Genomic DNA, 20,307 nt, shown 5'->3' with positions numbered 1-20,307 from the left:
ACTCTGATGATCAAATCTGTAACTCAGACTGTATTATTACTATATCGATAGTGTTTACATTGCCACAGGAGGTTTTACTCATGAAAAAACTATTACAAATCATCATCGGGTTAGGATTCATTCTAACACCTTTATATACAAATGCTCACGTAAAATGGTTCACTGAGGTAGCACCAAAGAAAGAAACCATTGAAAATATTTTATCACCATTATTCATGGGACTAGCCTTATTGGCAGCAGTCGTCCTCGCATCTTTGACTCTGATCATCCCCAAAATGGCCCAATGGCCGCTAATCAAAAAGTGGGATGATTTCCTTTCTGGTTTCAGGAAGTATTCACGATATATTTTAAAATACGGAACGGCAGCAGCATTGATCATCCAGGTCACTAATGGCACCCTTTTCGCACCTGAATTCCATATTGACAGCACATTGATGACGATTTTAGTATGGGCGGCAATTGGCCTTCTTCTTGTGCCCCATCATATTGCAACAAAGTTCGGAGCATCACTTTTACTCATTTTATTCGTCATGGTCACTGTTAATCATGGCATTTTCTATATGCTTGACTACGGCTTTTATTTAGCGATCATTGGCGTGTTGCTTGTTGGCAAAACGAAGCTGGAAAAGGTAGGTTTCCCATTTTTGTATTTAGGCACAGGCCTCTCTCTTTGCTGGGTAGCTGTTGAAAAATGGGTGTACCCAACGATGTCGCTGGATATCGTCGCGAACCACCATGTGCCTACTTTTGGATTCGAACCAGCGGCCTTCATTGTCATGGCCGCCTTTGTCGAATTCGTCGTCGGTTATTTGCTGGTCGTCGGAATCCTGAACCGAGTTCTCGGATTTGTTGTCACTACCATCTTTATCCTGACAACTATGCTATTCGGATTCACAGAAGTCATCGGCCACTTCATGATCCATATCGTCCTGATCATTTTCATCATCGAAGGCGTTTCCTTCTACAATCCGCCAATCAAGCTGCACAAGACAAAAGTGGATCAATTTGTGTTTATATTCTTGAACTTCATTTTTGTTTTATCGGCATTTGTGCTGATTTATTATCGATTTGCTTAAGGACATGAAACAGCCGCAGAAATTGAGGCTGTTTTTCTTTTTGGGAATTATCAGACCATTTGTTGACGCTTGCTTCTGTTCTTTGTTACGATTTCTCTAGTTGCAAATGGGATGGGAGAGATGACGATGAGATCTTATGCTTTTGAACCTGGTGCACAATTTGCTGCACAGCTTGACAGCGGTGATTTACTAGCTCGTTTTCGAGATGAGTTTTACCTGAAGCCAGGTTCGATTTACCTTGACGGGAATTCGCTTGGGCTTTTATCAAAGCGGGCTGAACAAACTTTGCTGGAATCATTGGCTGACTGGCGCGAGCTTGGGATTGATGGCTGGATGGATGGTAAGCATCCGTGGTTCTATTTATCTGAAAAACTAGGAGAATTGACGGCTCCGCTTGTCGGTGCTTCAGCAGAAGAGGTAATTGTAAGCGGATCCACAACGATCAATTTGCATCAGCTGGTTGCTACTTTTTATAAACCTGAGGGTAAAAGAACGAAGATCCTCGCTGACGAATTGAATTTCCCTTCTGATATCTATGCGCTGCAAAGCCAGCTCAGGATCCATGGCTTTGATCCGGATACACATTTAATCAGAGTGAAAAGCAGGGATGGAAGATTCCTCGATGAGGACGATATCATTGAGGCGATGACGGAGGATATTGCGCTTGTTGTTCTGCCGACGGTTTTATACCGAAGTGGTCAAATCCTGGATATGGAAAGATTGACGAGAGCTGCACATGAACGAGGTATCCTGATCGGTTTCGATGGCTGCCATTCCATCGGTGCCATTCCGCATTCATTCTCGGATTGGGGAGTTGACTTTGCCTACTGGTGCAATTATAAGCATCTGAATGGAGGTCCCGGGGCAGTTGCCGGTCTTTTTGTGAATTCGAAGCATTTTGGAACAAAGCCGGGACTTGCTGGCTGGTTCGGTTCGAGGAAGGACAAACAATTTGATATGGAACATGTCCTGACTCCTGCTGAGAATGCGGGCGCCTACCAGATTGGGACGCCACATGTATTGAGCCTGGCACCTTTACTTGGTTCACTTGAAATGTTCGCCGAGGCTGGCATCGAGAATGTTCGTGAAAAATCATTAAAGATCAATCAATATCTTATGGATTTGATTCAGCATGAGCTGGGCGACGAAGGTTTTAATATTGGCAGTCCAGCAGAGGATTTCAAAAGAGGTGGCCACGTCAGCCTGGAGCACAAAGAAGCTGCCAGGATTTGCAAAGCTTTGAAGGAAAAAGGAATCATACCCGATTTCCGCGCTCCGAACATTGTCCGCCTCGCACCTGTGGCATTATATACTTCTTATAGTGACGTCTGGAATGCCGTCCAAATCTTAAAAGAAATTATGGATCATAAATTGTACGAGAAATTCAGCAATGAGCGCGGAGTCGTAGCCTAAGGGGGAAGCCGGGAAATGAAGGAAGAACAGAAAACTCCACACGAAATCCATACTGATTTTTCAAAAGAGTTGTCCTATGGGAGCTACCTGCAATTGGATAAAATCTTATCCAGTCAGCAGCGTTTGTCGGATCACCACGATGAAATGCTCTTCATCGTTATCCATCAGGCAAGTGAGCTGTGGATGAAGCTGATTTTACATGAAGTGAACGCGGCGATTGACTGCATCCGAAAAAATGATCTGGAGCCGTCTTTCAAGATGCTGTCTAGGGTGTCGCGGATTCAGGAACAGCTGATTCAATCATGGAGTGTGCTGTCGACGCTGACTCCGGCAGAATATATGGAGTTTCGTGACAAGCTTGGGCATTCATCCGGATTCCAATCCTATCAAAACCGGCTGATTGAATTCGCTCTTGGGCAGAAGCAGGCACATGTTTTATCCGTCTATAAGCATGATGCGGAACTGCACAAAACCATGGAGGATGCACTGCACGAACGCTCGATTTATGATGCCGCCATCCAGGCATTGTCAATGCGCGGACTTCAGATCGATGACGCCGCGCTGAACCGTGACTGGTCGCAGCCGTACGAACCAAATGCAAGCGTCGAGGAAGCGTGGCTGACGGTTTACCGCAATGTCGACCAGTACTGGGATCTTTATGAGCTTGCAGAAAAGCTTGTCGATATCGGCAGCAAGCAGCAGCTCTGGCGTTTCAACCATATGAGCACAGTCGAACGGATTATCGGCCACAAAGCTGGAACTGGTGGATCCGCCGGTGTATCCTATTTGAAAAAGGTCGTCGACCATCGGTTTTTCCCTGAGCTGTGGAGCTTGAGGACAAAACTATAGCAAGAAAAGGAGGAAGACACCCTTTCGCTTGGTAAATTGAGAACGGAAGAGGATCTGGAGTGTGAGGGGAAATCTATATTTGAAAGAAGGAAAATGTATGGGAGACTGGATTGATATTTCACAGGTTTTAAACGATAAAATTCCTGTCTGGCCTGGCGACACGCCATTTGAATATAAAGTGAGCTGGGGAATGGAAGAGAGTGGTTCGGTGAATGTTGGACAGGTGACGATGAGCACCCATACCGGCACACATATCGATGCCCCTTTTCATTTCGAAAGCGATGGAAAAAAGGTAATTGATTTAGACTTCAATCTCTATATTGGACCTGCGCTTGTAATCCATGTGGCTAAGCCAGCCAGTATCGGGCTTAAAGAGCTTGAAGAGGTGGATTTAAAGGGAGTCCAGCGCCTGCTGATCCGTACCGATGCATGGCAGGATAAAACGGCATTCCCGGAATCGATTCCGTATATTGAGCCGGAATTGGCTGCTTACCTGGCTGAGCATGGAGTAAAATTACTTGGGCTCGATCTGCCATCCGTCGACCCACTGGACAGCAAGGAACTCAGTGCGCATCATGAATTGAACAATCATGGAATCCATATCCTTGAAGGCCTGGTGCTGGACCGGATTGAACCTGGGGAATATGAGCTCGCCGCCCTGCCGCTGCCGTTGGATCAGGCAGACGGCAGCCCGGTCAGAGCTGTAATCCGGAAAATGAAATAAAAATAAAGAGACTGCCAATTTGGCGGTCTCTTTGTTTGTTTATGTCGAGAAATTTACTATGATTATCATTGACCGCAGTGGTCAATGAGGAATACAATGATATTGACCACTGCGGTCAATTAACATTAAGGAGGGCAAGATGACTTCGAAATTGTTAAGTTTGAACCCCGAAAAACAGGAACGAATCCTGAACGCTGCTCTCAAGGAATTTGCCCAAAAGGGATACGAGAACGCTTCTACGAATGAGATCGTTAAATCAGCAGGTATTTCAAAAGGACTCTTGTTTCACTATTTTAAAAATAAAAAAGAGCTTTACTTGTTCCTTTACGACCACTTTGCAGATGTTTTGTCGGAGGAATTCTTTCAGGAACTGAACTTTGCCCAACGAGATATCTTTGAGCGGCTGAAGGACCTGATGATCCTTAAAAACAGGCTGATAGCCAGGCATCCGGAGATATTCGACTTTATGATGTCTGCCTCATTGGAATCCTCGGTAGATGTAAAAGAGAGCCTGAATAACACCACCACAGAACTGATGCACGACAGCTATAGCAAACTATTCGAAAATATCGACCTTTCCCAGTTCCGTGAAGGGACGGACATCCACAGAACAATCAACATCATCATGTGGACACTCCAGGGCTTCAGTAACCAGGAACTCGAAAAAGCCAAAAGGCTGAACAAAGGAATTGATGATTTCGATGAAGCATTCCAAGAAGCAGAAGTGTATATCGATATGATGAAGAAGGCCTTTTATAGAAGCGAGTAGCGAAATATCGAATGCCGAGTAGAACAGTGCATCTGGGATTATAGGCGGATCAAGCGTAATGATAATTAGCTTAACCGTAGATAAAAACAGCCCAACCGAAAATAAAGACAGCTTAACCGTAAATAAAAATAGCCCAACCGTAAATAAAAATAGCCCAACCGTAAATAAAAAATGCTTAACCGTAAATAAAAACAGTCCAACCGTAAATAAAAAAGACTTAATCGTAAATATAAATAGATTTACCAAAAAAAGGTGTGCGTCCGGAGGAAAACGCTGCAACTGATCAAGAAATTCGAAAAAACAGTCCAGCAAGTGCAATATTGGAACAGAGAAATAGAGGGAGGGTCTGGCATGAACGTGATTGAGATTAAGAATCTGACGAAAATGTACGGCAAATCCAGGGGGATTGAGAATGTAAGCTTTAATGTGGAAGAAGGGGAGATTTTCGGTTTCATCGGCCCGAATGGTGCGGGAAAATCGACGACAATCCGGACATTGCTGTCACTGATCTATCCGACAAGCGGCAGCGCAACGATTTTTGGCAAGGACATCATTACAGCCGCACCTGAAATTAAGAAGGATATTGGCTACCTTCCTTCTGAAGTATTTTATTATGACAATATGAAGGTCATGGATCTGCTCAAGTACTCTGCAAGTTTTTACAAAAAGAATTGTACAGGGCGGATCAAGGAGCTTGCCGAGATCATGGAGCTGGACCTGACCAAGAAAATCGATGATCTTTCGCTTGGGAACAAAAAGAAGGTCGGCATCGTGCAGGGGCTGCTTCATGAACCGAAGCTGATCATCCTCGATGAACCGACAAGCGGCCTCGATCCGCTCATGCAGCAGAAGTTTTTCGACCTTCTTGAAAAAGAAAATAAGAAAGGCGCGACGATCCTGTTTTCTTCCCATATTCTCAGCGAGGTGCAGAGGCTGTGTGACAGGGTGGCCATCATCAAGGACGGCCGGATTGTCACGGTCGAGAAAATCAGCACGCTAAAAGAGAATACGTACAAGAAATTCAAAATAGAATCAAACGCCGCGATTAATAAAGAGCTTTTCAATATCGAAGGTGTGAACCAGCTGCAGCAGGACGGCCCTATCATCAGCTTTTTATTCAGGGGAAATGTCAATTCCATTATGAAAAAAATTGCTGAAATTGAGATTGCGAATCTCTGGGTGGAGGAGCCTGACCTTGAAGAGATCTTCATGCACTATTATGAAAAGGAGGAATAGAACATGAATATGTTCCTTCATGAACTGAAGGCCTGCCGGAAATCGACTGTCATCTGGACCTTGTCCCTGGTGGCGCTGGTGGTATTGTTTTTATCGATGTTCCCTTCCTTTTCAAAGGATGCAGAAGAGTTCAAAAAACTGCTTGAGGGATTTCCAGTAGAGTTGAGGAAAGCAATTGGATTGTCAGTGGACAGCATTGCAACATTGATCGGGTTCTTCTCGTATGCGTTCCTTTACCTGAAGCTTGCGGGCGCCATTCAGGCTATGAATCTGGGAACCTCGATTTTATCGAAGGAAACACGCGAAAAGACGGCGGACTTTCTGTTGACAAAGCCGGTGACCAGGGGGCAGGTCGTCACATCTAAACTGCTGGCTGCATTCGTTTCCCTTGTCATTACCAATATCATGTTTATCACAGCGATATTTGTGATGGCATCCATTGTCTCGGAGGACGCTTTTAACAAGGAGGCTTTATTCCTGATTGCCATTTCCCTATTCTTTCTCCAGCTGATGTTCATGGCGCTGGGAATCGTTGTTGCCGCGATGTTTCCGAGGATTAAATCGGTGATCTCAGTTTCACTCGGAACGGTTTTCGGCTTTTTCATGCTAGGGATGATCAGTTCGACAACAGAGGATGAGGCATTGCGTTATTTGACGCCGTTCAATTATTTTGACGCAGCTTATACCACGCAGCATGAGGGCTATGAAACTTCTTTTCTGATAACCGCTGCCATTTTTATCATTGCCGCAATCGTTGCCAGCTATTATTTATACTCGAAAAAGGACGTCCATTCCGTTTAGGGAGGAGGGAAAATCGTGAATCTTTTTAAAAGAGAATTGAAAGCAAGCCGGAAAGCGTTAATCATCTGGTGTATCGGAGTTGTCTTTATGGTCGCCTCGGGCATGGCAAAATACTCAAGCCTCGAGGGGACAGGGCAGTCGATGAATACGCTGATGGCCGATATGCCAAAATCGCTGCAGGCAATAATGGGTACTGGTTCGCTTGATTTGTCGACACCGATCGGGTATTTTGGAGTCCTGTTTCTTTACCTGGCCGTAATGGCATCCATCCATGCAGCGATGCTCGGCTCGAATATCATCGCCAAGGAAGAGAGAGACAAAACCGTAGAGTTCCTGCTCGTCAAGCCGGTCTCAAGGACATGGATGATATCAGCAAAGCTATCCGCTGCGATGGTCAATATTTTGATTTTCAATCTTGTCACCCTTGCTTCCTCTATCAGCATGGTCGGGAAATATGCGGAAGGAGAGGACGTCACTGGGGAGATTGCGATGCTGATGATCGGGATTTTCATTCTTCAGTTGATTTTCCTCGTCATCGGGACTGCTATCGCCGCTGTTTTAAAGAATGCCAAAAAAGCCACATCGCTGGCAACGGGAATCTTGCTTTTCCTGTTCATCCTGTCGATTGTAATTGACTTGAATGAGAAGCTAGATGGACTGAAATTCGTGACTCCATTCAAATATTATGATGCGAAGCTTGTGCTGGAGGATGGCGGGTTTGAACCGATCTACTTGGGATTGTCAGCGCTGATATTGTTAGTGCTCACATTGGTGACTTACTTGTTTTACCGAAAAAGAGATATGAATGTGTAGATCCCGGGAAACCGGGATTTTTTTAAAAGGTGATGTGGTCGATATATTTGGGAATGTGGTCGAAATAATTCAAAAAGTGGTCGATAAAATTGAAAATCCGCTGATATATTTCGAAATGTGGTCGAAATAATCAAAAATTCGCCAAAAAAAATGAAATCAGGTCAGTCAACAGTGCATGATTGTTCAAAACGCCAGCTTAATTCCGTTTTTCTTACGCAAAACAGATGTACATTTGACGGAAATCTGTTAATCCCGCCTCCATAATCACCTTTTCATGGACTTAAGTTCACATTTTAGTAAAAAAACTTCCATCAACGAGTCTATTTCTGGTGCTATACTTTTGTTATGTTAAAAAGTTCACATAGTGCAGGATAACATTAGAAGAATCAAAACTATTTCTGGTGCTATACTTTTGTTATGTTAAAAAGTTCACATACTTACAGGGTAAAACTATAAGATAATCAAAACAAAAAGAACAGGTGAGCGATATGGACCAAAGGAAGGTTATCATCATAGGCGGAGGGATCACTGGGCTGGCGACTGCGTATTATCTCCAAAAGGAGGCAAAGGTAAAGCAGCTGCCGATCGAAGTGAAATTGATTGAGGCGAGCGGACGTCTTGGCGGTGTCATCCGTACCGAGAAGCGTGACGGCTTCATCATTGAAAGAGGGCCGGATTCCATCATAGCGCGAAAAAAGAGTGCCATGAGACTGATAGAGGAAGTAGGTCTCCAGGACAAAATCATCTCGAACACGGCGGGGAGGTCCTATATTTACGCAAGGGGCAGGCTTCATACCATGCCCGAGGGATCTTTCATGGGGATTCCTACAAAAGTCACCCCGTTTGCGTTGTCAGGGTTATTTTCATCACTGGGCAAATTGCGTGCAGCAGGGGACTTTATTTTGCCAAAAGATGCACCAAAGGCGGATCAGTCATTAGGTGCTTTTTTCCGCCGCCGGCTTGGTGATGAGGTTGTTGATAACCTGATTGATCCTTTATTATCGGGGATTTACGCAGGCGATATAGATGAACTCAGCCTGATGGCTTTGTTCCCAAATTTTTATGAAATCGAACAGAAGCATCGAAGCCTGGTGATCGGCTTGAATAAATCGATGCCTAAGCCTCCGAAAACAGCCAAGAAGCCTGGTTCTAAAAAAGGGATGTTCATTTCATTGTCAACAGGTTTGGAGGAATTGGTCCATCAGGTTGAAAAGCGTCTAGACGAAGGATCAGTCTTGAAGGAAAGAGCTGTTAAAAAGGTTGAGAAGACAGGCAAGGTCTATAAAGTCCATCTCGAATCTGGAGAATTGGAAACAGCAGACAGTGTAGTGATTGCGACAGATCATTTCCACGCCCAGCACATGCTGTCAGAATATCCATTCATGGAACCGTTCAAACACATGCCTGCCAATTCTGTGGCAAATGTAGCGATGGCATTCCCGAAATCGGCGATCGAAAAAGATATCGACGGAACAGGATTCCTGGTCTCGAGAAACAGTGATTTCCGGATCACAGCATGTACATGGACACATAAAAAATGGCCCGGCACATCGCCTGACGATATGGCGCTCCTCCGCTGCTATGTCGGGAAGCCGGATGACCAGGAAGCTGTTAATCTATCAGATGACGAAATCATCGAATTGGTTTTAAGAGATTTGAATAAAACGATGAACATTACCGCAAAGCCGGAATTCACTGTTGTGACCAGATGGAGTAAAGCAATGCCGCAATATACTGTGGGTCATCTCGAGAGAATCGCAAAGGTAAAATCGGAGCTTGAAAAAGAGCTTCCAGGCATCTGCCTTGCAGGTGGTTCTTTTGAGGGTGTCGGGATTCCGGGATGTATTGACCAGGCAGAAGCTGCTGTGGCAAAAGTGTTAGAATATCTCAAATGAATGGAATTCAAGCCGCTCCTTATAAGGGATAGCGGCTTCTTTATTTTTAACGGTCTGTTAAAGCTAATGCTATTTTTACACCTGTTGATTGTAGCGGAAAGCGAAGCGCCTGGAACGAAAATCAACAGCCTTGTTTAACAGAGCCTTGCTCTAAAAAAGAAGATTAAATACTCCTTTTGAAAAATCATAACTTTCTGTAAAATAGAGTTATAAGGATAATAGGTTTGGAGAGATCTCTATTCGTAACAATTTTCCGATATTTGGTCAGGATGATACAACTATCTATAATCCGGATGAACTACTAAGTTTATTCCTGGATTGTACGGCTGACGGGTTTGCAATTGTAGATATGGAGAACCGTTTTTTGAGGATCAATCATATGTACACAGAGATTTTCGGTTATACAGAAGAAGATTTGATAGGCAGGACCTTTCATGAGTTTTCGAATCCGGAGGTTGTACAAGAGATCATTTCCGAAGTCAAAAACGGAAAAGCATTTACCAATATGATAACGAAGCGATTCCATAAAGATGGATCATTACTCGATATTGCCGTCTCTTACTCCCCCTTCCGTAATAAGCAGGGCGAGATTATTGCCATCATCGCGATTTACCGAGATATTACTAAATTGGTAAGTATGGAGAATGAATTACACCGAACACGGGAACTGTACGAGCTGATCACCGAGAATACGACTGACATGATTCTGGTGATTAATAAAGATAAATTGATTCTGTATGCTTCACCCTCCCATGAAAAAGTGATCAGCTTGAAACCAGAGCAAATTGTAGGCAAAAGTCTGGGTGAATTTTTGACACCAGAGGAAGATGCTGTTCTGGATCTTAAGCTTAAGGAGATACTCGAAACTGGAGAACCGCAGATTTTACGGAAGAAGTTCATCACTTGTGACCTGGAATCCGTTTATACAGAATATAGCTTCTCGCCAATCTATAATGAAAAAAAGGAGATAGACTCCTTTGTCAGTGTCGGCCGGAATATAACAGACCGGGTCAAGCATGATGCCTCCATCCGAAATTTGGACAGGCTGTCTGTCACCGGTCAACTGGCAGCGGGTGTGGCTCATGAAATCCGCAATCCGCTGACAGCGTTGAAGGGGTTTTCAAAATTGCTGCAGACATGTCTTGATAAGGAGAAGCAGGAAGGTTACCTGGCAATTATCATGAACGAGCTGGACAGGATTGATATGATTGTAAATGAGTTTATGTCACTAGCTAAACCGCAGGCAATCCAATATGTTAAAGAAGATTTGAAATCGATTTTGGACAGCACGATCAATATCATCCATCCGCAGGGGATGATGCACAATGTCCAAATCATCCCTACTTATCCAGATGAAAGAATCATGCTTTCCTGCAATCCACATCAGCTGAAACAAGTATTTTTGAACTTTATGAAAAATGCGATTGAATCCATGCCAAATGGCGGGAATGTCGTGATCGACCTGCAAAAGAAGGTGAAGGGAAAAGTGCTTATCAGCATTTCGGATGAGGGAACAGGAATCGAGCCTGACCGCCTTCGTTATCTTGGATCTCCGTTTTATACGACGAAGGACAAAGGCATCGGACTTGGACTGACGGTGAGCAATAAAATCATTCAGGAGCATGATGGAACCATGAAAATTGTAAGTGAAATAGGCCAGGGGACGAATGTCATTGTTGAACTTGAATGTTTAGAAGACGACATCACTTAGTCTTTTTTAAAAGAAGCGGCTTCCTAATGGGAGCCGCTTTTCTTACGAGATAAGACAGTATTAAATCACTTTGAGCTTTTCTTATTTCTCTTCATTGAACCAGAGTGGGTCGTTGTTATCGACTTCGCCATTATAGTTGATGACAATCTCTTCGCCGGCTTTGATGTCACGATACGCATAGAAATCAAAAGTATGATTGTCAAAATTGATTTCATAGATTGCGTTAGGCTCATAGGAGTGGTTGAAAAGCATGCCGTAGCCCAACAGAATGGCTGAATGATTGATCCCGTATTCAAAGGCATAATCGGCTAATGCTGTTTTCTCGATGTGTACATGCTGGTCGTTCGGATAGGAGAGAACAGGGGCTTCGTGTATCAGTTCACCCTTTGCTATATATCTCTTGGCGAATACGCCTCTATTGAACTCACCATCGCTTATTTCAGAATTCTTTATTTCAATCATTTTTTTCACCTGTGTTTTATGACTTTTAAATCTGTTCTTTAAAGCATGACGGTTATTTGCCATAATTGCAAACTAATTTTTCCCTGTCCCGCGCAAACAGGTGATAAAACCCATTCCGTCCATTCTGAATAGTAAAGCTATTTTTTAATGATTTTTGAAGGATTATTGATCTTGTATCCTACCGAAACATCAAGAAGCATCGACTCGTCTTCCACGTCCTTTCCTTTGGGAAGGCTCTTCTTGACGATCTTGCCGTTGAATTCAAGCTCCTGTCCGGGCTCCAGTTCGAGTTTTTTCAGTGTTTTGCTGTGTGAGCCCCATGCAAGGCCAACCTCGATTAGTTCTTCCTGGTCGATTCGGACGTCTTCGAACACAATGACTTCATCATTGTCCTCATTGAAGTGATTCCAGCTCAACGCGAACTGCTTCACTTTCGCGGTAAAATGGACTTTATCTTCTGGGAGCACCAATTTAGGGGCCTTTTCTTTTTTTGTTTTAGCAGGCTTATCTGCCGAAGCTTTCGCTGTTTTTTCCGTTTTAGCCTCCGCTGGTGGAGCTGTTGTTTCTGCTGCTGCCAGTTCAGGATTTTCCATACTCTCCGATTTCGTTTTAGGCTCGTCCCCGGTCTGTTCAATAATTTCCTTGCCGAAATTGGAGGATTGCATTTCCTTCAAATATGCAGGATGGATGCATGTCAGCCTGCCATCTGGAAATTCAACGACAAGCGTATTGTATTCAGTTGTTTCACCGAAAACTTCATAACCTTTTATCGTAACAAGACAATGCTGGAATCTGTCTTTGTACCAAAATTCTTTCTTTGTGCTTAATCCCCATTCCTTGACCTTCTCAAGATAATGAGCTTCATTTTCAAACGTCTCATACATTCCTTTAGGCGGGATATACTGCGTTAAATGCGATTGTTTAGAACCTGTAACTGAATTTGCCATTCGCCCACTTCCTTTCAAGTCTATTTTACCTTCCCCGCAAGAAGAAAAAAAGTTTCCCCCCTTGTCGTTCTGTCTATTTGTCTTTTGAAAATCTGAATAAGGGGAATAGTAAAGGATGCAGAACATGGAAGGAAACAGGAGGAACAAGGACATGAAGTTTAATTTGCAGTTATCCATAGCGTTTTTCGGTTCATTATTCCTATTTATTTTGCTCTCTTTTCTTGTTAGAGCTGATTATCTAATGGCCTTTGATCGCCATGTCATCTCATTCATCCAGGGACTGGAATCCCCCTGGCTAACTAGCATCATGAAGTTTTTTACTTATATCGGAACCATCCGGTTTATTGCTGTTCTGACAATCCTCCTTTTTATTTTGATGTTCTATGTATTAAGATTCAGGCTTGAAGTACTCGTTTTCCTGGCAGTGGTCTTTTGCACACCAATCCTGAACAGATTGCTGAAATTATTTTTCCAACGGGCACGCCCGGATTTTCACAGGTTGATTGAGATTGGCGGGTACAGTTTTCCGAGCGGGCATGCTATGAATGCATTCTCTTTTTATAGTATCATGGCCTTCCTGCTGTGGCGCCATGTCCAAGGCCGTATTGGCAGAATGGCTGTGATTCTTGCAAGCAGCTTCATGATTCTCTCGATTGGAGTGAGCAGGGTTTATCTTGGCGTCCACTATCCTAGTGACATTGTCGGGGGGTTCCTTGCCAGCAGCCTCTGGGTTGCTGCAGTGATTTGGCTTTTTCAGCGATATAAGGATCGGCAATTTTACGTACAGCGCAGGAAAGAGCCGTCAGCTTGAGCCCGCTGTTAAGAACAGGCCGTTAAAAAGTCCCAGTCTAACCAGATTATTATTTTCCTAACGATATATGGCAGGTCCAATCGTTTTAACTATTGGGCTAAGGGGAATAAGGAATGAAGGAGACTACATATCATATTTTTCTCACATCTATCCTGTATAAATAGGTGGAAGGGACTTATTTTTCTGAGTTATGTGATTAAATGAACAAACTTAGCGAGCGGGGTGACAATTACCATATGTATAAAAAGCAAGAACGAGTGCTGATGTGGGTAGCGTTTATTGTAGCGGCGATTATGGGACTGTCCTTTATCGGCCGTATAATTGCCGGATAGAAAAGGGGGATTGAAGGATGGGAAATGAAGAATCTGTTTTTTTCAGCCGAGTGTTGACTGAGCTTACTTTATCTTTCCACATTATTTATGCCACCATTGGCGTCGGGATTCCGTTGATGATCATGATTGCTCAGTGGCTGGGAATCAAGAAGCAGGATGAACATTATATTTTGCTGGCCAGGAGGTGGACGCGCGGCTTTGTGATTACGGTTGCGGTTGGCGTTGTGACCGGGACGGCGATTGGATTGCAGCTATCGTTGCTATGGCCGAACTTTATGGAACTTGCGGGTAATGTCATTGCCCTGCCGCTTTTTATGGAAACATTTGCGTTTTTCTTTGAAGCGATTTTCCTGGGCATTTATCTATATACATGGGACAGGTTTGAGAATCAGAAGAAACACTTGCTGCTTCTTATTCCAGTTGCGATTGGAGCATCTTTTTCGGCTGTATTCATCACCATCGTGAATGCCTTTATGAATGCCCCGCAAGGCTTTGATCTTGTTGATGGTCAGCTGGTCAATATCAATCCGATCCTGGCGATGTTCAATCCAGCCATGCCGACAAAGGTGGCCCATGTGCTTGCCACTGCGTATATGACTTCGGCATTTCTCCTTGCTTCCATCGGGGCTTACAGGCTGCTTAAGGGATCGGATCATATCTATCATAAAAAAGCAGTATTTTTGACAATGAAAATCGGTTTGATTTTTTCGATTGCCGCAGCGGTGATTGGTGACTTTTCCGGGAAATATTTAGCCGAGTACCAGCCAGAAAAGCTGGCAGCCGCGGAATGGCATTTTGAGACCCATGAAGGTGCACCGTTAATGCTCTATGGCGTTCTCGATGATGGCGAGATTAAATACGCTCTTAAGATTCCATATGCGCTTAGTATTTTGGCACACAGTAATCCGAATGCGGAAGTGATTGGTCTAAATGAGTTTCCTGAGGACGAAACCCCGCCGCTTTACATCCACTATCTATTCGATGGGATGGTTACGATCGGCATATGGATGACGGTGCTCTCACTTATGTATGTTGTCGGTGTCTGGATGAAATGGAGTTTTATCCGGACCAGGTGGTATCGATGGCTCATTGTCCTTGGAGGCCCGTTATCGATGCTTGCGATCGAGCTGGGCTGGTGGTTCGCCGAGGTTGGGAGGCAGCCGTGGATCCTGAGGGGAATCATGAAGGTTGACGAAGCAGCGACGACAAGCGGACAGGTCGATATGATGCTGCTGATGTTCGCCGGTTTATACTTGGTGCTTGCCGTAGGAAGCATCGTGGTTTTAACAAGGATGTTCCGGAAGAATCCTGTTGAACAAGAACTGGCAGACAGGGAAGCTGAAAAGGAAGGTGAGTTGCGATGACACTTGAGATAATTGGGATTACTGTTCTATGGCTGTTTCTTTTTGGCTATGTCATCGTCGCTTCCATCGATTTCGGGGCAGGATTCTTCAATGCATACAGCCTTTTCCGGGGAAAGCAGCATATCCTGACCCGGATCATCCAGCGGTATTTGTCGCCGGTATGGGAAGTGACAAATGTATTCCTGGTGTTTTTCTTTGTCGGAATGGTCGGATTCTTTCCTAAAACGGCGTATTACTACGGAACCATCCTGCTTGTTCCTGCCAGTATCGCAATCGTCCTGCTGGCGATTCGGGGATCCTATTATGCTTTTACGACTTATGGCGGTTTGAAGCACAAAAGATATTCGTATTTATACGGATTATCAGGTTTGTTCATCCCGGCCTCACTGTCGATTGTGCTGACGATTTCAGAGGGCGGCTTTGTCACAGAAACGGCTTCGGGTATTAATCTGGATTACTGGGCGCTGTTTACCAGTCCGCTGACATGGAGCATCGTTGTCCTCAGTCTGGCAGCGGTACTCTATATTTCAGCTGTATTTTTAACATGGTACGCCCATAAAGCTCAGGATGAACCGGCCACAGAGCTGCTTCGGAAATATGCTTTAATTTGGTCGGTGCCGGCCATTGTGAGCGCAACAGGAATCATCGTCGAACTTAAGGACCACAATCCGGAGCATTACACCCGGCTCGTTGATTTATGGTGGCTGTTTGCAATTTCCTTCATCTTGTTTGCGGGAACTGTTTACTTGCTTGGAAAACGCAAATCATATGGAGTCGCATTCGGGTTGTTAACAGGTCAATTCCTGATTGCATTTTTTGCTTATGGCATTTCGCATTATCCCTATCTGCTTTATCCTTTTCTCAAGCTTTATGACAGCTTCACAAATGAAGCGATGGCAATCGCTCTCATTATTGCCTTTATAGCGGGGCTTGGTTTGCTGCTCCCTTCACTGTATTTATTGCTGAGGCTGTTTCTGTTCAATAAAGATTATGTTCAGGGTAAACGGGATGACCATGCATAGGAGGGTGGAAAATGGCTGAATTCACAATGTTCTACGCTCCCTTCATTATCATCATTGCCTCAATTGCCGCTGCATTCTGGCTGGCAGGTAAGGATGAAAAAGTGGAGTGATTGAAAAAAGAGCTGCCGTCCATCAAAGGAGGCAGCTCAGTTTTATTTATTATGATAATTTCCGCCACAGTGTTGCGCTCGCCACGACCGAGTCATTTTCAATGATGGCATAGGCAGCATTTGTAATCGCTTCAGGCAGGTTTTCACCCGTCCCTCTGAATTGATTGAAAGCAGCCTCTGAACCCCCATTTGATGAAAAGGCATAGCCCAGCTTCTCCAGTCTTTCGACAATCAGCATTGCATGCAGAAGATTCTGCTCTGGCTGGAATTCAGAGTCATTGATGAAAACACCTTTTTCATAATCAAACCAGCGGTCCCATCTGTTCAGCTTCCAGCCTAAAATCCTTCGCGCAATTGCATCCGTTTTTGTCATGTTTCTTCCTCTCTTTCTGAATATTGTTATATAACAGATTATTTTAATTGAATTATATTACATAACAGGGATTTTAGGCAATAACAAAGATACGAAATAGGAAGTTTTATTTGAGGATTTTGAGCATCTTAAAAAGTGGGGGTGACAAAACATGAGTGGAAAAGAAATCAGCCAGCAGAATGTAAGACTGGGCGGAAAAATTGCCAAAGAGAAAGGCCGTACGAATGGCGAGCTTGGCAATGACAATGACATCAATTCAGGAAAGAACCGCAAAAAGTAAAATGGAGGAGGATCATCATGACAAATCGAAACGATAACCGCGAACGCAAAAATAAATACCCAAACAATAAAGAAAGAAATATCTCCAAAGACATCAATGTGCGAAGCGAGATGACCAAAAAAGATTTGAAGGAACAATAAAAGGAAGGGGGTTTCCCCTTCCTGCATTACTTTAGAGTAGGGCTTCCGCAAGCATTGTGTATGTCTTAACTTTATCCTGGAAGCTGTGCAGATTATTGATGATCATAAACTCCTCAGTCCCATAATCATCACTCAGCCTCAAGAGCTCACTCTTCACTTTTTCCGGCGTTCCGATGATCATTCTTTTTCGGTTTTCCACGATCCTGTTCCGATCCTCCGCCGTTAGCGTTGTATTCTTTGCTTCTTCCAATGATGGAATCCTTGTATCCATCCCCTTTTCTACCCGCAAAAGCCATAAGTCCTGACTCAAAGCCAGTTCATCAGCCTTTTCCTGGGTTTCAGCACATACAACAAAAATACACACATTTGCTTTGGGTTTTTTCAGGAATGGAGAAGGCTGGAACTCCCGGAAATATTGTTCCAATGCTCTTTTTCCGTTGGCGGGTGTTATGAAATGGCCGTATGTAAATGCTGTTCCCTGTTCTGCTGCAAGTCTGGCTCCGCGATGAGTGATTCCCAATAACCATAATTCAGGGAAAGCTGTTTTGTCAGGATAGGCTTTAACGCTATGAAAGGGATGGTCACCTGGCAATTCATTCTGTAAGAATCCTTTTAGGTCACTAATTTGTCTGGGAAACTCATTTAAACTTTTCCGAAGTCCATCTGTCAACGCAAGCCTCGTGGTGGCTGACCCGCCAGGAGAACGGCCTAATCCAGCATCTATCCTGTTTGGGAACAGAGCCTCTAAAACCTTGAAGTTCTCTGCCACTTTAAAAGGGCTGTATTGAGGGAGCAGGACTCCGCCTGAACCAATTCTGATTCTTTTGGTCATCGATGCTATGTGGGATATCAATATTTCAGGAGAGGAACCGGCAATGCCGTTGGTGTTATGATGCTCAGCAACCCAGAACCTGGTGTACCCAAGATCTTCTGTGATTTGGGCCAGCTCAACTGTTTTGCGAAAAGCCTGTGCGGCCGAATCCCCCACGCTGATGACGGATTGATCAAGTACACTTAACTTCACTAATTAACCCTCCAGTTGCAAGCTGCTTCATTTTACCCATTATTCCCTCAAGCAATCCGCCCAAACTAGCATCCACACGTAAAGGTCCTTTAACCTGGAAAAACACATAGTCATCCAAAACTTTAAGGCAGGGGGGGAATGTTTATGATTTTCCAGTTGGGCTATAAGTAAAGTAACCTGTTACAGAAAGGAGTGACAACATGATGAAGCGAAACTTGATGCTTTCGTTTACGTTAGGGGCAGGCATCTTGCTGGCAGGCTGCGGAGCCACAGAAGAGCCGCCGCCAGAAGACGATCCGGTAATGGAACAGGATGAACAAGCACCACCAGCACCTGATGGAATGACAGAGGATCCTGGTGAACCAACCGATGGTACAACCGAGGATGATGAGAATTTAACGGACGATGAAAAAGACAAGGTTGAAAAGTCTGTTGAAGATAATGAGAATGAACAACCTTAGGACACCAGAGGTTCTAAGGTTTTTTATTGATTATATTATAGAGGGAATTGGTACAGAAAAAATGCTGTCTCTATGGAAGAGGCAGCATTTTTCCTTTATTGCTTTTCATCACCATCAGATTCTTCTTGATTCAATTTGAAATCTTCATCCTTAACATCATTTTCAGTATCCTCAACTGGCGGTTCATTTTCCTGGTCCGTCTCAGAGGAACATCCACCGATAAAAATTGTCAGCGCCAAAGGAATTCCATAAAAGAGTTTCTTTTTCACAATAAAAACCCTCCTCCTCCGAAATATTCTCGGCAGAAAAACATACCCAGTCAGTAAGCTGGACTGGAACATCTCACTCAACAGAGTCACCTATGTGGAAATCACTTTAGGCATAGAAAAAAACATAATAATGTTTTGGGACAAGAAATAGATACATATATTTTAAGATGTATGTATAGTGTGATGAGGAGGGTGTTCATGGCTAATCCGATTGTTCTTAGATCACTGGACGAAATTAGATTTTGGTCCAGAATCATGAAGGAGCACACGCTGTTTTTAAGTCTGGGGTTTACGTATGAGCAAAAACAATTAATTGCTGAAGCACAACAGTTTATTGTGATATTTGAGCGGATTGAGGAAAAACTGGCACGATTTAGCGCTAACACGGATATTCGTCAAATCCAAGCTTTTAACAATGAGGTTTATCAAGCTGCCGCCTCAATTTGGAGTTACAAAAGAAAAGTATTAGGACTCACTCTGCGCTGTGAAATAAGACATAATAATTTCCCTTTGCTAATTGATCACGTAAGCAGAGAAGCAGCGTATTTTGCTAATCGTTTGAAGGAGTTAAATGAAGGGAAATTAGTTCCAGAGCCAGAGGCCATAATCGCTGAAAATGTTTTCTTCCTAAGAATTATGGCAGACCATGCAAAATTTATCGGGCATCTCTTAGATCCTTCAGAAAGGAAGCTGGTTGAGCAGGCTAGGGAATTCAGTCATGACTTTGACCAATTGGTGTTCCAGGCTGTGGATTTGGATTCGATGAGACCTCAATCGGAAACAGTGCCAATGCTTGATCAATTCCTGGATCAAAACAGGGTTTCGGTTGCTTCATTAAGAGATTTTAAGAAAACAGCTAGAGAATTAATTGAAGCCTGCAGAATCAAAAGCAATATTCATCCGCTGTTAGCTGACCATACATTCAGGGAAGCGGAACGGTTTTTGGAAATCATCGATCATTTTGAAGCTAGCCTAAACGCACAGACCATAAAAGGGTAACGTATATTTGAGTTATCAAGAGTGAGGGTGAGGGTATGGCGAAGATAGGGAAAGATGATTTTGTAAAAGGTTTTGTACCACATCATAATCATGGTTCAGTCGATTACACTTCTATGGGTGCAGGACATGTTCATCAATGCCTGGATGTAACTTCACCGCCCATCATGACAGAGGATCACAACCATGTCCACTACACTGAAGGATATGTGGTCTTTGAAAACGGGCATACCCACCATTATCAGGCTTATTCCGGACCAGCAATTCCAGTCGGAAATGGAATGCACGTCCATTATTACGATTTCTACACTACTGAAAACGATGGACACCGCCACCGGGTAAAAGGTATTGATCAGCCAGCACCCGGTGATAAATAAAAAAGAGCGACCTTCAAAAGAACCGCCGGCCTTGAGAGGTTGGCGATTTTTT

Annotated in this window: 25 protein-coding genes; 20 read left to right on the top strand and 5 right to left on the bottom strand. The window is 43.8% G+C overall.

The window, feature by feature from the left end; genetic code table 11:
- The first annotated feature begins 80 nt into the window (after positions 1 to 80).
- The 11 genes from QNH36_RS19930 (at position 81) to QNH36_RS19880 (ending at position 11,287) form a co-directional block, all read left to right on the top strand.
- Entirely contained in the window at positions 81 to 1,076 is a 996-nt protein-coding gene (locus QNH36_RS19930; protein ID WP_283904042.1) for a hypothetical protein, read from the top strand.
- 126 nt (positions 1,077 to 1,202) lie between these two features.
- Positions 1,203 to 2,489, top strand: a complete 1,287-nt coding sequence (kynU, locus tag QNH36_RS19925) for a kynureninase (protein WP_144478797.1) — start codon at positions 1,203 to 1,205, stop codon at positions 2,487 to 2,489.
- A gap of 15 nt (positions 2,490 to 2,504) precedes the next feature.
- Positions 2,505 to 3,338 (top strand): tryptophan 2,3-dioxygenase, encoded by an 834-nt coding sequence (gene kynA / locus QNH36_RS19920; protein WP_283904041.1) that lies wholly within the window; start codon positions 2,505 to 2,507, stop codon positions 3,336 to 3,338.
- Positions 3,339 to 3,435: 97 nt separating this feature from the next.
- Positions 3,436 to 4,062: an arylformamidase gene (gene kynB / locus QNH36_RS19915; protein ID WP_251544355.1), complete on the top strand. Its 627-nt coding sequence runs from the start codon at positions 3,436 to 3,438 to the stop codon at positions 4,060 to 4,062.
- 139 nt (positions 4,063 to 4,201) lie between these two features.
- Positions 4,202 to 4,831, top strand: a complete 630-nt coding sequence (locus QNH36_RS19910; RefSeq protein WP_283904040.1) for a TetR/AcrR family transcriptional regulator — start codon at positions 4,202 to 4,204, stop codon at positions 4,829 to 4,831.
- Positions 4,832 to 4,889: 58 nt separating this feature from the next.
- Entirely contained in the window at positions 4,890 to 5,114 is a 225-nt protein-coding gene (locus tag QNH36_RS19905; protein WP_283904039.1) for a hypothetical protein, read from the top strand.
- Between the two features lie 68 nt (positions 5,115 to 5,182).
- On the top strand, positions 5,183 to 6,067 hold the full coding sequence (locus tag QNH36_RS19900) for an ABC transporter ATP-binding protein (RefSeq protein ID WP_283904038.1): 885 nt from the start codon (positions 5,183 to 5,185) through the stop codon (positions 6,065 to 6,067).
- Positions 6,068 to 6,070: 3 nt separating this feature from the next.
- The gene (locus QNH36_RS19895; RefSeq protein WP_251544349.1) at positions 6,071 to 6,868 is read left to right on the top strand and encodes an ABC transporter permease subunit; all 798 of its coding nucleotides are present in this window, start codon (positions 6,071 to 6,073) and stop codon (positions 6,866 to 6,868) included.
- Between the two features lie 15 nt (positions 6,869 to 6,883).
- On the top strand, positions 6,884 to 7,681 hold the full coding sequence (locus tag QNH36_RS19890; protein ID WP_283904037.1) for an ABC transporter permease subunit: 798 nt from the start codon (positions 6,884 to 6,886) through the stop codon (positions 7,679 to 7,681).
- A gap of 488 nt (positions 7,682 to 8,169) precedes the next feature.
- Complete coding sequence (gene hemY, locus QNH36_RS19885) at positions 8,170 to 9,576, top strand: protoporphyrinogen oxidase (protein WP_283904036.1); 1,407 nt, start codon at positions 8,170 to 8,172, stop codon at positions 9,574 to 9,576.
- Positions 9,577 to 9,808: 232 nt separating this feature from the next.
- Positions 9,809 to 11,287 carry a PAS domain-containing sensor histidine kinase gene (locus QNH36_RS19880; RefSeq protein ID WP_349654849.1) on the top strand — a complete coding sequence of 493 codons (1,479 nt, stop codon included), beginning with the start codon at positions 9,809 to 9,811 and terminating at the stop codon, positions 11,285 to 11,287.
- Between the two features lie 81 nt (positions 11,288 to 11,368).
- Here QNH36_RS19880 and QNH36_RS19875 read toward each other — a convergent pair whose 3' ends face one another.
- Both QNH36_RS19875 and QNH36_RS19870 read right to left on the bottom strand, forming a co-directional pair.
- Positions 11,369 to 11,749, bottom strand: a complete 381-nt coding sequence (locus QNH36_RS19875) for an SET domain-containing protein (protein WP_283904035.1) — start codon at positions 11,747 to 11,749, stop codon at positions 11,369 to 11,371.
- Between the two features lie 137 nt (positions 11,750 to 11,886).
- The gene (locus QNH36_RS19870) at positions 11,887 to 12,696 is read right to left on the bottom strand and encodes a hypothetical protein (RefSeq protein ID WP_144478814.1); all 810 of its coding nucleotides are present in this window, start codon (positions 12,694 to 12,696) and stop codon (positions 11,887 to 11,889) included.
- A 151-nt stretch (positions 12,697 to 12,847) separates the two neighbouring features.
- Here QNH36_RS19870 and QNH36_RS19865 point away from each other — a divergent pair, with 151 nt between their 5' ends.
- The 4 genes from QNH36_RS19865 (at position 12,848) to cydS (ending at position 16,335) form a co-directional block, all read left to right on the top strand.
- Entirely contained in the window at positions 12,848 to 13,507 is a 660-nt protein-coding gene (locus QNH36_RS19865) for a phosphatase PAP2 family protein (RefSeq protein WP_144478816.1), read from the top strand.
- A 349-nt stretch (positions 13,508 to 13,856) separates the two neighbouring features.
- On the top strand, positions 13,857 to 15,203 hold the full coding sequence (locus QNH36_RS19860; protein ID WP_283904034.1) for a cytochrome ubiquinol oxidase subunit I: 1,347 nt from the start codon (positions 13,857 to 13,859) through the stop codon (positions 15,201 to 15,203).
- Complete coding sequence (locus tag QNH36_RS19855) at positions 15,200 to 16,225, top strand: cytochrome d ubiquinol oxidase subunit II (protein ID WP_144478820.1); 1,026 nt, start codon at positions 15,200 to 15,202, stop codon at positions 16,223 to 16,225. The genes QNH36_RS19860 and QNH36_RS19855 overlap by 4 nt, the downstream gene beginning before the upstream one ends.
- Before the next feature lie 11 nt (positions 16,226 to 16,236).
- On the top strand, positions 16,237 to 16,335 hold the full coding sequence (cydS, locus tag QNH36_RS24005; RefSeq protein WP_395883519.1) for a cytochrome bd oxidase small subunit CydS family protein: 99 nt from the start codon (positions 16,237 to 16,239) through the stop codon (positions 16,333 to 16,335).
- Positions 16,336 to 16,384: 49 nt separating this feature from the next.
- On the opposite strand, the gene QNH36_RS19850 is transcribed toward cydS, so the two are convergent.
- Entirely contained in the window at positions 16,385 to 16,708 is a 324-nt protein-coding gene (locus QNH36_RS19850; RefSeq protein ID WP_144478822.1) for a BC1872 family protein, read from the bottom strand.
- A gap of 151 nt (positions 16,709 to 16,859) precedes the next feature.
- Between QNH36_RS19850 and QNH36_RS19845 the strand changes: the two genes are divergently transcribed.
- Positions 16,860 to 16,988, top strand: a complete 129-nt coding sequence (locus QNH36_RS19845; protein ID WP_260983618.1) for a hypothetical protein — start codon at positions 16,860 to 16,862, stop codon at positions 16,986 to 16,988.
- Between the two features lie 17 nt (positions 16,989 to 17,005).
- Entirely contained in the window at positions 17,006 to 17,128 is a 123-nt protein-coding gene (locus tag QNH36_RS19840) for a hypothetical protein (protein ID WP_260983619.1), read from the top strand.
- Between the two features lie 31 nt (positions 17,129 to 17,159).
- Here QNH36_RS19840 and QNH36_RS19835 read toward each other — a convergent pair whose 3' ends face one another.
- Positions 17,160 to 18,152: an LLM class flavin-dependent oxidoreductase gene (locus QNH36_RS19835; RefSeq protein WP_283904033.1), complete on the bottom strand. Its 993-nt coding sequence runs from the start codon at positions 18,150 to 18,152 to the stop codon at positions 17,160 to 17,162.
- A 200-nt stretch (positions 18,153 to 18,352) separates the two neighbouring features.
- On the opposite strand from QNH36_RS19835, the gene QNH36_RS19830 reads away from it, so the two are divergent.
- Positions 18,353 to 18,613, top strand: a complete 261-nt coding sequence (locus tag QNH36_RS19830; RefSeq protein WP_144478826.1) for a flagellar basal body L-ring protein FlgH — start codon at positions 18,353 to 18,355, stop codon at positions 18,611 to 18,613.
- A gap of 95 nt (positions 18,614 to 18,708) precedes the next feature.
- Here the strand turns inward: QNH36_RS19830 and QNH36_RS19825 are convergent, their stop codons facing one another.
- A complete protein-coding gene (locus QNH36_RS19825) occupies positions 18,709 to 18,882 on the bottom strand; it encodes a hypothetical protein (RefSeq protein WP_251544333.1) in 174 nt (57 codons plus the stop codon).
- A gap of 198 nt (positions 18,883 to 19,080) precedes the next feature.
- Between QNH36_RS19825 and QNH36_RS19820 the strand changes: the two genes are divergently transcribed.
- Together QNH36_RS19820 and QNH36_RS19815 are read left to right on the top strand one after the other, a co-directional pair.
- Entirely contained in the window at positions 19,081 to 19,881 is an 801-nt protein-coding gene (locus QNH36_RS19820) for a DUF2935 domain-containing protein (protein ID WP_283904032.1), read from the top strand.
- 35 nt (positions 19,882 to 19,916) lie between these two features.
- On the top strand, positions 19,917 to 20,255 hold the full coding sequence (locus tag QNH36_RS19815) for a YmaF family protein (protein ID WP_144478830.1): 339 nt from the start codon (positions 19,917 to 19,919) through the stop codon (positions 20,253 to 20,255).
- Positions 20,256 to 20,307: the final 52 nt, after the last annotated feature.

Origin of the sequence: Mesobacillus sp. AQ2 (genome assembly GCF_030122805.1) — a bacterium.
In the GTDB taxonomy this organism is placed as follows: Bacteria; Bacillota; Bacilli; order Bacillales; family Cytobacillaceae; genus Mesobacillus; species Mesobacillus oceanisediminis_A.
The sequence above is the reverse complement of the archived record's forward strand: the minus strand, read 5'-3'. Positions and strand labels throughout refer to the sequence as shown.

Bases quoted from the DNA above. Each gene is read 5' to 3' on its own strand.
- QNH36_RS19930 (WP_283904042.1), top strand. From the start codon at position 81: ATGAAAAAACTATTACAAATCATCATCGGGTTAGGATTCATTCTAACA.
- kynU (WP_144478797.1), top strand. From the start codon at position 1,203: ATGAGATCTTATGCTTTTGAACCTGGTGCACAATTTGCTGCACAGCTT.
- kynA (WP_283904041.1), top strand. From the start codon at position 2,505: ATGAAGGAAGAACAGAAAACTCCACACGAAATCCATACTGATTTTTCA.
- kynB (WP_251544355.1), top strand. From the start codon at position 3,436: ATGGGAGACTGGATTGATATTTCACAGGTTTTAAACGATAAAATTCCT.
- QNH36_RS19910 (WP_283904040.1), top strand. From the start codon at position 4,202: ATGACTTCGAAATTGTTAAGTTTGAACCCCGAAAAACAGGAACGAATC.
- QNH36_RS19905 (WP_283904039.1), top strand. From the start codon at position 4,890: ATGATAATTAGCTTAACCGTAGATAAAAACAGCCCAACCGAAAATAAA.
- QNH36_RS19900 (WP_283904038.1), top strand. From the start codon at position 5,183: ATGAACGTGATTGAGATTAAGAATCTGACGAAAATGTACGGCAAATCC.
- QNH36_RS19895 (WP_251544349.1), top strand. From the start codon at position 6,071: ATGAATATGTTCCTTCATGAACTGAAGGCCTGCCGGAAATCGACTGTC.
- hemY (WP_283904036.1), top strand. From the start codon at position 8,170: ATGGACCAAAGGAAGGTTATCATCATAGGCGGAGGGATCACTGGGCTG.
- QNH36_RS19875 (WP_283904035.1), bottom strand. From the start codon at position 11,749: ATGATTGAAATAAAGAATTCTGAAATAAGCGATGGTGAGTTCAATAGA.
- QNH36_RS19870 (WP_144478814.1), bottom strand. From the start codon at position 12,696: ATGGCAAATTCAGTTACAGGTTCTAAACAATCGCATTTAACGCAGTAT.
- QNH36_RS19865 (WP_144478816.1), top strand. From the start codon at position 12,848: ATGAAGTTTAATTTGCAGTTATCCATAGCGTTTTTCGGTTCATTATTC.
- QNH36_RS19860 (WP_283904034.1), top strand. From the start codon at position 13,857: ATGGGAAATGAAGAATCTGTTTTTTTCAGCCGAGTGTTGACTGAGCTT.
- QNH36_RS19855 (WP_144478820.1), top strand. From the start codon at position 15,200: ATGACACTTGAGATAATTGGGATTACTGTTCTATGGCTGTTTCTTTTT.
- cydS (WP_395883519.1), top strand. From the start codon at position 16,237: ATGGCTGAATTCACAATGTTCTACGCTCCCTTCATTATCATCATTGCC.
- QNH36_RS19850 (WP_144478822.1), bottom strand. From the start codon at position 16,708: ATGACAAAAACGGATGCAATTGCGCGAAGGATTTTAGGCTGGAAGCTG.
- QNH36_RS19845 (WP_260983618.1), top strand. From the start codon at position 16,860: ATGAGTGGAAAAGAAATCAGCCAGCAGAATGTAAGACTGGGCGGAAAA.
- QNH36_RS19840 (WP_260983619.1), top strand. From the start codon at position 17,006: ATGACAAATCGAAACGATAACCGCGAACGCAAAAATAAATACCCAAAC.
- QNH36_RS19830 (WP_144478826.1), top strand. From the start codon at position 18,353: ATGATGAAGCGAAACTTGATGCTTTCGTTTACGTTAGGGGCAGGCATC.
- QNH36_RS19820 (WP_283904032.1), top strand. From the start codon at position 19,081: ATGGCTAATCCGATTGTTCTTAGATCACTGGACGAAATTAGATTTTGG.
- QNH36_RS19815 (WP_144478830.1), top strand. From the start codon at position 19,917: ATGGCGAAGATAGGGAAAGATGATTTTGTAAAAGGTTTTGTACCACAT.